This window comes from Xanthobacter sp. BG11Y11_SDJG (assembly GCF_057364445.1).
In genome coordinates, this window is sequence record NZ_JBNFNU010000175.1 from 1 (window position 1) to 8,358 (window position 8,358).

At 70.2% G+C, this 8,358-nt stretch carries 9 protein-coding genes and 1 pseudogene; 5 read left to right on the forward strand and 5 right to left on the reverse strand.

Going from position 1 to position 8,358, the window contains the following annotated elements; translation table 11 throughout:
• From AC2W7M_RS14575 to serA, 3 genes and pseudogenes are all read right to left on the reverse strand, one after another.
• A pseudogene (locus tag AC2W7M_RS14575) lies at window positions 1-182 on the reverse strand (FAS1-like dehydratase domain-containing protein); the annotation flags it as partial.
• Window positions 183-194: 12 nt separating this feature from the next.
• Window positions 195-1,358, reverse strand: a complete 1,164-nt coding sequence (locus tag AC2W7M_RS14580) for an acyl-CoA dehydrogenase family protein (RefSeq protein ID WP_486132977.1) — start codon at window positions 1,356-1,358, stop codon at window positions 195-197.
• A 69-nt stretch (window positions 1,359-1,427) separates the two neighbouring features.
• On the reverse strand, window positions 1,428-2,675 hold the full coding sequence (gene serA / locus AC2W7M_RS14585) for a phosphoglycerate dehydrogenase (protein ID WP_486132985.1): 1,248 nt from the start codon (window positions 2,673-2,675) through the stop codon (window positions 1,428-1,430).
• A gap of 274 nt (window positions 2,676-2,949) precedes the next feature.
• On the opposite strand from serA, the gene AC2W7M_RS14590 reads away from it, so the two are divergent.
• Window positions 2,950-3,669 (forward strand): endonuclease/exonuclease/phosphatase family protein, encoded by a 720-nt coding sequence (locus AC2W7M_RS14590; protein WP_486132978.1) that lies wholly within the window; start codon window positions 2,950-2,952, stop codon window positions 3,667-3,669.
• On the opposite strand, the gene AC2W7M_RS14595 is transcribed toward AC2W7M_RS14590, so the two are convergent.
• Window positions 3,650-4,003: a winged helix-turn-helix domain-containing protein gene (locus tag AC2W7M_RS14595; protein WP_486132979.1), complete on the reverse strand. Its 354-nt coding sequence runs from the start codon at window positions 4,001-4,003 to the stop codon at window positions 3,650-3,652. The two genes, AC2W7M_RS14590 and AC2W7M_RS14595, sit on opposite strands and share 20 nt — an antisense overlap.
• A 121-nt stretch (window positions 4,004-4,124) precedes the next feature.
• Between AC2W7M_RS14595 and AC2W7M_RS14600 the strand changes: the two genes are divergently transcribed.
• The 4 genes from AC2W7M_RS14600 to AC2W7M_RS14615 all read left to right on the forward strand — a co-directional run bounded on the left by AC2W7M_RS14600 (window position 4,125) and on the right by AC2W7M_RS14615 (window position 7,889).
• On the forward strand, window positions 4,125-4,703 hold the full coding sequence (locus AC2W7M_RS14600) for a LysR family transcriptional regulator (RefSeq protein ID WP_486132980.1): 579 nt from the start codon (window positions 4,125-4,127) through the stop codon (window positions 4,701-4,703).
• Entirely contained in the window at window positions 4,586-5,032 is a 447-nt protein-coding gene (locus AC2W7M_RS14605) for a LysR family transcriptional regulator substrate-binding protein (RefSeq protein ID WP_486132981.1), read from the forward strand. The genes AC2W7M_RS14600 and AC2W7M_RS14605 overlap by 118 nt, the downstream gene beginning before the upstream one ends.
• Before the next feature lie 77 nt (window positions 5,033-5,109).
• The gene (glsA, locus tag AC2W7M_RS14610) at window positions 5,110-6,960 is read left to right on the forward strand and encodes a glutaminase A (RefSeq protein WP_486132982.1); all 1,851 of its coding nucleotides are present in this window, start codon (window positions 5,110-5,112) and stop codon (window positions 6,958-6,960) included.
• 128 nt (window positions 6,961-7,088) lie between these two features.
• The gene (locus AC2W7M_RS14615) at window positions 7,089-7,889 is read left to right on the forward strand and encodes a DUF2189 domain-containing protein (protein WP_486132983.1); all 801 of its coding nucleotides are present in this window, start codon (window positions 7,089-7,091) and stop codon (window positions 7,887-7,889) included.
• Window positions 7,890-7,962: 73 nt separating this feature from the next.
• On the opposite strand, the gene AC2W7M_RS14620 is transcribed toward AC2W7M_RS14615, so the two are convergent.
• A partial coding sequence (locus AC2W7M_RS14620; protein WP_486132984.1) for a hypothetical protein occupies window positions 7,963-8,358 on the reverse strand: 396 nt, incomplete at its 5' end.

An 8,358-nucleotide genomic window follows, 5' to 3' on the forward strand; every position in this document is an offset into this window, starting at 1 on the left:
ACCGCGGGCGGCGCGAGGCACCATTGCGCCGCGAGCGGCGCCTCGTCGCCCGGCATGGGCTCGCCCGGCGCCATGTCCAGCGTCGCGCGCATCTCGCGCACGCCGCGTGCGGTGACGCGGTCACTGACGCGCTCCTCCCGGCCGATCCAGGTGCGCAGATGGGCGATGTCGAGTTCCGCCATGGCGGCGCCTCCTCAATAGGACCGGGGCAGGCCGAGCACGTGCTCGGCGAGGTAGGACAGGATCATGTTGGTGGAGATAGGCGCCACCTGGTAGAGCCGGGTCTCGCGGAACTTGCGCTCGACGTCGTACTCCTCGGCGAAGCCGAAGCCGCCATGGGTCTGGACGCAGGCATTGGCCGCCGCCCACGAGGCATCCGCCGCCAGCATCTTGGCCATGTTCGCCTCGGCGCCGCAGTCCTGCCCGGCCTCGTAGAGGCGCGCCGCCTCCTGAACCATCAGCTCTGCCGCGCGCATCTCCGCATAGGCCTTCGCCAGGGGGAACTGAACGCCCTGGTTCTGGCCGATGGGCCGGCCGAACAGCACCCGCTCGCGGGCATAGGCGGCGGCCTTCTCGAGGAACCACTTGGCATCGCCGATGCACTCGGCGGCGATCAGGATGCGCTCGGCATTCATGCCCGAGAGGATGTAGCGGAAGCCCTTGCCCTCCTCGCCCACGAGGTTCTCCGCCGGCACCTTCACATTGTCGAAGAACACCTCGGTGGTGGCGTGGTTCATCATGGTGCGGATGGGGCGGATGGAGAGGCCCTCCTGCCGCGCCGCGCGCATGTCGAGCAGGAACACGGAGAGGCCGTCCGTCTTCTTCGCCACCTGGTCGCGCGGCGTGGTGCGGGCGAGGAGCAGCATCAGATCGGAATGCTCGGCCCGGCTGGTCCAGATCTTCTGGCCGTTCACCACATAATGGTCGCTCTCGCGCCGGGCGGTGGTCTTGAGCGCGGTGGTGTCGGTGCCGGAAGTGGGCTCGGTGACGCCGAACGCCTGGAGGCGGATCGTCCCGGCGGCGATCTCCGGCAGCCAGCGCTCCTTCTGCGCCGCGCTGCCGTGCCGCAGCACCGTGCCCATGGTGTACATCTGCGCGTGGCAGGCCCCGCCGTTGCAGCCGGACCGCTGGATCTCCTCCAGGATCGCCGCGGCGGCGGAGAGCGGCAGCCCGGCGCCGCCATACTCTTCCGGGATCAAAGCGGCGAGGAAGCCCGATCGGGTGAGCGCCTCGACGAAAGCGGAGGGATAGGCCATCTCCCGGTCGAGCGCGCGCCAGTAGGGTCCAGGGAAGTCGGCGCACAGCCGGCGCACGGCGGCGCGGATGTCGGCATAGCTCTCGGCCTGAGGGCTCGGCATCCTTCTCGTCTCCCTATGCGAGCGTCGGTGCGGACGCACGGCGTCCGCCCGCGTCTGATTTTTCGGCGCTCAGATCTTGTATTCGTAGAGCAGGCGCGCGCGGATGGTGCCTTCCAGGGCGCGGATGTCCTCCAGCACGCGCTGGCTGTCGGCGGCCGAGGCGTCCGCATCGAGCACCACATAGCCGATGTCGGCGGCGGTCTCGTAATATTGCGCGGCGATGTTGACCTGGTGGCGGGCCAGCACCTCGTTCAGGCGCCCGAGCATGCCCGGCAGGTTGCGCTGCACCTGGATGAAGCGCGTGCCCAGCGGGCGCGCCGGCAGCTGCACCTGCGGGAAGTTCACCGCGCCGACCGTGGTGCCGCTGTCGGAATAGTCCACCAGCTTGCGTGCCACCTCGGCGCCGATGCGCTCCTGCGCCTCCTCGGTGGAGCCGCCGATGTGCGGGGTGAGGATGACGTTGTCGAGGCCCTGGAGCGGGGTGACGAAGCGCTCGCCGTTGGCGCTCGGCTCCACCGGGAACACGTCCACCGCCGCGCCGCGCAGCCGGCCCTCGCGCAGCGCCTCGGCGAGGGCGTCGAGGTCCACCACCGTCCCGCGGCTGTTGTTGATGAAATAGGCGCCCTTCTTCATGGCCGCGATCTCGGCGCGGCCGATCATGCGGTGGGTGGCCGGGGTCTCGGGAACGTGCAGGCTCACCACGTCGGACTGGGCGAGCAGGTCGTTGAGGCTGCCCACCGGCTCGGTATTGCCGTGGCGCAGCTTGTCGGTGAGATCGAAGAAGATCACCCGCATCCCAATGGCCTCGGCGAGGTTGGAGAGCTGCGAGCCGATATTGCCGTAGCCGACGATGCCGAGCGTCTTGCCGCGCACCTCCAGGCTGTTGGTGGCGGACTTGTCCCACTTGCCCTCGTGCGCCGCGCGGGAGCGCTCGGGGATGCGGCGCAGCAGCATGACGATCTCGCCGATCACCAGTTCCGCCACGCTGCGGGTGTTGGAGAAGGGCGCGTTGAACACCGGGATGCCGTGGGCACGGGTGGCGTCGATGTCCACCTGGTTGGTGCCGACGCTGAAGCAGCCGATGGCGATGAGGCGGTCCGCCGCCTCCAGTACCGGCGCCGTGATGTGGGTGCGCGAGCGGATGCCGAGGATGTGGACGCCCTTGATGGCCTCGCGCAGCGCATCGCCGTCGAGCGCCTTGGGGAGGCGCGTCAGGTTGGTGTAGCCCGCGGCGCGCATCAGCTCGACGGCGCTGTCGTTCACGCCCTCCAGCAGCAGGACCTTGATCTTGTCCTTGGCCAGCGAGAGCTGCGGCATCTGGGTTTGGCTGTGGTTCACGGGCTCGGCGTCCTTCGGCGGTGGCGGCGCGGACCGGAGGCGAGCGTGCGGCACGCCACATTCGGCGTCGCACGGTTTCGATCGGCACGGCTCGATCGGCACGGTCTGGCGCGCCCGCGGGTGGCGACCCCCGGGCCGCGGGAACTTAGCGATTTTGCCGCCCGCGTCCAGATTTCCCCTGCGGCGGGGCCAAGCTGTCGCATCGCCAGCGCCTGGGTTAAGCAGAGAGCCTCAACGATCGGGGCGACACCTCATGGCCACGCTGAAAGTCCTCTTGTGGAACCTTGAATGGCAGCGGGCCGGAACGCCCGGCGGCACCGCCGCCCGCGCCATCATGGCCGAGAGCGACGCGGACCTCGTCTGCCTGACCGAGGCCAATCTCGACATGCTGCCGGAGCCGCACCTGATCGCCGCCGAGGCCGACTACGGCGGGCGGCCCGTGCCGGGACGGCGCAAGGCGATGCTGTGGAGCCGGTCGCCCTGGACCGGGGTGGACAGCATCGGCCACGGCGCGCTTCCGACCGGCCGCTTCGTGCGCGGGCGGACGCAGACGCCGCTCGGGCCGCTGGACGTGATCGGCGTCTGCATCCCCTGGAACATGGCGCAGGTGACGACCGGGCGCAAAGACAGCAAGCCCTGGCAGGAGCACATGCGCTACCTGGACGGGCTCGACGCCATCCTCGCCGGAACGCCCGAGACCGCCCGGACCTTGCTGCTCGGCGACTTCAACCAGGCGATCCCGCGGCGATCCGCGCCGCATGCCGTGTTCGAGCGGCTGACCGGGGTGCTGGCGTCACGCTTCGAGGTGGCGACGGCGGGCGAGATCGCGGGGCTTTCGAGGTCGGCCATCGACCATCTGGCGCTCGGCTCCGGCCTGCGCTGCCGCAGCGTGGTCCCCCTCCCCAACCTGGCGCCGACGGGCCGGCGCATATCCGACCATGTGGGCCTGCTCATCACCCTGGAGGCGGCCTGAGCGCCAGCTCGCTTTGCAGGGCATCGAGATGGACCGCCGCCGCCTGGGTCGCCGCGCTCTCGATGGCGCGGTAGCGGGCCACGAGGGAGAGGCCGAACGGCGTCAGCACCGCTCCGCCGCCGCGCTTGCCGCCGGTCTGGGCGGACACCACCGGGCTCTCGAAGGTGCCGTTCAGCTCCTCCACCAGTTCCCACGCGCGGCGGTAGGACATGTCCATGGCCCGCCCGGCGGCCGAGATGGAACCGAACGCCGCGATCTTCTCCAAAAGCTCGATCTTGCCGGGGCCGATCCTGAGTTCGGGGCCAAGATCGATGCGCACGCTCAGGGATGCCATAAACGGTGCTCGCCTATAGCGGGCGGACCGTCGCCCCGCTTTTGAAGCACTCTAGCAAAGCGGGATGCCGCTTGTCGTTATTCCCGATCTAAAATAACGTATCTCCCTTCAGGAGGTCGCCATGTTGATCCGCCAGCTCGAATATCTCGTCGCCGTCGCCCGCGAGCGGCATTTCGGCCGGGCCGCACGCACCTGCCACGTGTCGCAGCCCGCGCTGTCCACCGGCATCCGCAAGCTGGAGGAGGAACTGGGCCGGGCGCTGGTGGTCCGCAGCCACCGCTATCAGGGCCTGACGCTGGACGGCGAGCGGGCGCTGGTCTGGGCGCAGCGGATGGTGGCGGACTTCGACGGTCTGCGCCAGGAACTGGCCGATCCCGGCGGGGGCCTGTCCGGGGTGCTGCGGATCGGCGCCATTCCCGGCGCCCTGCCCTCGCTGCCGACGCTGGTGAACGCCTTCTGCGAGCGCCACCCGAAGGTGCGGGTGCAGGTGCAGTCCATGCCCTCGGCCGCCATCCAGCGCTCGCTCGACGAGATGGAGATCGAGGCCGGCATCACCTACCTGCACGCCGAGCCGCTGGCGCGGTGCGCACCCGCCCGCTCTATGAGGAGAGCTACGTCTTCGTCACCTGCACCGCATGGTTCGAGGTCCGCGACCACCTCACCTGGTCCGAGGCGGCGCGGCGCCCGCTGTGCCTGCTGACGCGCGACATGCAGCACCGGCGCATCGTCGACCAGATCTTCGCCGAGGCCGGCATCGCCTGCGAGCCGCGCATCGAGGTGAATTCCTTCGAGGGCGTGTGGACCGTAATCCGCTCCGGCCCCTGGGGCGGCATCCTGCCGTCAAGCCATGTCCAGGCGCTGAGCGCGCAGGACCGCCTCCAGGTGCTTGCGCTGGTGGACCCGGTGCGCACCCAGCCGGTGGGCCTCGTGACCTCCGACCGCGACCCCGCCTCCCCGCTCGCCGACGCCTTCCTGCGCCATGCGCCACGCATCCTGCGGGCGCCGGAGCGGGAACTGCTGATCGCCTGACGGCCGCGCACCGTATCCACCGCGCGGCAAATCAAGATAGGCTCGGCCTTCGTGCCCCCGATCGCCGGAGCCCGTCCTTGCCGAAGCCGGATGCCGCCGCCCCTTCCGCCCCGCCCGCCCGCGAGACCCCGCTTCTCGCCTATCTGCGCCGCTGCCAGCGCGACTTCGCCGCCGACCAGTCCGGCGAGGTGGCGCAGTACATTCCCGAGCTGGGCAAGGCGGACCCGGACCATTTCGGCATCGCGGTGGCCACCATAGACGGCCACGTCTACGAGGCGGGCGACACGGAGATTCCCTTCACCATCCAGTCGATCTCGAAGGCCGGCGTGTTCGCGCTGGCGCTCGACCTTTTGGGGCCGGACCGGGTGGAGGCCTCCATCGGCGTCGAGCCGAGCGGGGAGGCGTTCAACTCCATTCGCCTCAGGCCCGACAACCGGCCCTTCAACGCCATGGTGAACACCGGCGCCATCGCCTGCTGCGGCCTGATCGCGACCGCCGAGGGCGACGGCACCTTCGAGCTGATCCGGGCGACGCTGAGCCGCCTCGCCGGGCGGGAACTGGTGGTGGACGAGGCGGTGTTCCAGTCCGAGCGCACCACCGGCGACCGCAACCGCGCCATCGCCTACCTGCTGCGCACCTATGGCGGCGTCGCCGGCGACGTGGACCGCCTGCTCGACATCTATTTCCGCCAGTGCTCGGTGCTGGTGACGGCGCGCGACCTGGCGGTGATGGGCGCCAGCCTCGCCAACCAGGGCGTCAACCCGCTCACCGGCACGCGCGTGTTCTCCAGCTATGCGGTGGCACGCACGCTGGCGGTCATGAGTTCGTCCGGCATGTACGACTTCGCCGGCGAGTGGATCTACCGCGTCGGCGTGCCGGCCAAGAGCGGGGTCGGCGGCGGCATCCTCGCCGCCTTGCCGTCCCAGCTCGGGCTCGGCACCTTCTCGCCGCGCCTCGACCAGCACGGCAACAGCGTGCGCGGCATCAAGACCTGCGAGGCCATGTCGGAGGCGTTCGACCTGCACATGCTCTCGCGCCAGGACGACGTGCGCGCCTGCCTGGTGGCGGACTACGACTTCCGCACCGTGCCCGCCAAGCCCGGCCGGCGCGCCGGCGAGCAGCGCATCCTCGACGACCGGTCGGGCGCGATCCGGGTGGTGGAGCTGGCCGGCAAGCTCTCCTTCGCCACCATGGACTACGTCACCCGCCGCCTCGCCGACCCCGCCCGCCTGCCCGACTTCCTGATCCTGAACCTGCACCGCGTCGCCACCATCACGGATGCGGGCATGCGCCTGTTCACGCAGATGATCGAGAGCCAGATCCCGCCCGCCACCACCGTGGTCCTGGCGGGCGTCGACGGCCTGTCCCAAATTGGGCCGCGGGTGCGCCAGCTGGCGCAGGAGGGCGTGAAAGTGCGCGCCTTCCCGACCTACGACGCCGCGGTCGAATGGGCCGAGGACCAGGTGGTCTACCGCCACGGCGGCTTCGCGCGCGGCGCCGAGGAGGCGGACCTCTCCGGCCAGGCGCTGCTCGACGGCCTGTCGCATGAGGAGGTCACCGCCTTCGCGCGGCTCGGCACGCGCGTGGCGTTCGAGGCCGGGGTGCGCATCGTCTCGGCCGTGGAGCCGACCCCCAAGGTCTATTTCCTGCTCCGCGGCATGGCGAGCGCCCGGTCCATGACTGGGGTGCGCATCGCCACCATGATCCCCGGAATGGCCTTCGGCGAGCTGGCGCTGATCGACCAGCCGCGCAACGCCGACATCTGGAGCGAGACCGAGATCGTCTGCCTCGAAGTCGGCGCCGACGCGTTCGAGGACTTTTCCAAGGGTCATCCGGCGGCGGGCCGGCGCATCATCCGCAATCTCGCCGTGCTGCTGGCGGCGCGCATGCGCATGGCCACGGCCCGCATCGATGCTTTGACCGGATGAGGCGCCTCGGGAAGTCTACGGGCTTTACAACCGCCGCCGCCCCTCCCACTCTCTCCCCATAAAGCTGCGCATCGGCCAGCGTGCCGCATGCGAAGAGCCCTGGGGAGGGCGCACGCGGGAGGCCGCACATGGCGGATGTGGTGAAGCAGAGCGGGACGGCCGTCGCGGCTTTCCCAAAAGTAAGGCCGGTGACGTTCGCCGATTTGACGTGGGCGCTGGAAGCCGGCGTCTCGGATTTCCGCAAGGCCACGGCGATCGGCCTGTTCTTCGGCGGCATCTATGCGCTGGGCGGCCTGCTCATCTTCGCCACCGTGTTCGCGCTCGATGTGGCCTACCTCGCTTATCCTCTGGCCGCCGGCTCGGTGCTGATCGGCCCGTTCGTCGCCGCCGGCCTCTATGAGGTGAGCCGCGAGATCGAGGCCGGCCGCACGCCCACCTTTGCGGGCGTCCTGCGCACCGCCTTTGCCCAGAGGCGCCGGGAGCTCGGCTGGATGGCATTCGTGACCATCTTCGCCTTCATCATCTGGATGTATCAGGTGCGGCTGCTGCTCGCTCTGTTCCTCGGCTTCGCCTCGTTCGCCTCGCTGCAGGAATTCACGCAGGTGCTGTTCACGACCGCCGACGGGCTGAGCTTCCTCGCCGTCGGCCACGTGATCGGCGCGGCGCTGGCGCTCGGCCTGTTCTCCATCACCGTGATCTCGTTTCCGCTGCTCATGGACCGGGACGTGGACGTGGTCACGGCCATGATCACGAGCGTCCAGGCCGTTCTGGCGAGCCCCGGCCCCATGATCGTCTACGGCATCATCGTCGTGGGCATGCTGGTGGTGGGCGTGGTGCCGCTGTTCCTGGGACTTTTTGTGGTGCTGCCGGTGCTCGGCCACACCACCTGGCATCTCTACCGCCGCGCGGTGGAGCCGCCCGCGGCTTGAGAGCCACGCGCCCGTTCCGACGCGGACGCGCGGACCGCAGCGGGACCCGGCCGGAGCGCCGGCACGGTTTCGCTCAATGAAGCAGATGCGGCGCCTTGCCCGGCGCGCGTTCGCCCGAACCCGCCGGAGTCTTCTTCCGTTCCTTGGCCGACGCCGGCCGCGCGGGCGCGGCGGCTTTGTCGGCACCGCCTTTGCCCCCGGCCTGGCCGGCCTTAGCCCCGGCCTTGCCCCCAGCCTTGCTTGCCACTTTGCCCGGCGGAACCGCCGGCGCAGCGGCCGCCTTCTCGGGCTTGGCAGGCTTCGCCGGCTTGGCCTTGGTCGGCTTGACCTTGACTGCCTTGACCTTGGCCGGCTTGGCCTTGACCGCCTTGAGCTTGGCCGGCTTAATGCCGGCCGTTCCGGCCTTTCCGGGTCTCGCCGCGTGCAGCACCGCGGTGTCGGGCGGCGCGGAGCCGGCGCGCGCGGCGAG

Coding starts and splice junctions, on each gene's coding strand:
- AC2W7M_RS14580 (WP_486132977.1), bottom strand. CDS start 1,358: ATGCCGAGCCCTCAGGCCGAGAGCTATGCCGACATCCGCGCCGCCGTG.
- serA (WP_486132985.1), bottom strand. CDS start 2,675: ATGCCGCAGCTCTCGCTGGCCAAGGACAAGATCAAGGTCCTGCTGCTG.
- AC2W7M_RS14590 (WP_486132978.1), top strand. CDS start 2,950: ATGGCCACGCTGAAAGTCCTCTTGTGGAACCTTGAATGGCAGCGGGCC.
- AC2W7M_RS14595 (WP_486132979.1), bottom strand. CDS start 4,003: ATGGCATCCCTGAGCGTGCGCATCGATCTTGGCCCCGAACTCAGGATC.
- AC2W7M_RS14600 (WP_486132980.1), top strand. CDS start 4,125: ATGTTGATCCGCCAGCTCGAATATCTCGTCGCCGTCGCCCGCGAGCGG.
- AC2W7M_RS14615 (WP_486132983.1), top strand. CDS start 7,089: ATGGCGGATGTGGTGAAGCAGAGCGGGACGGCCGTCGCGGCTTTCCCA.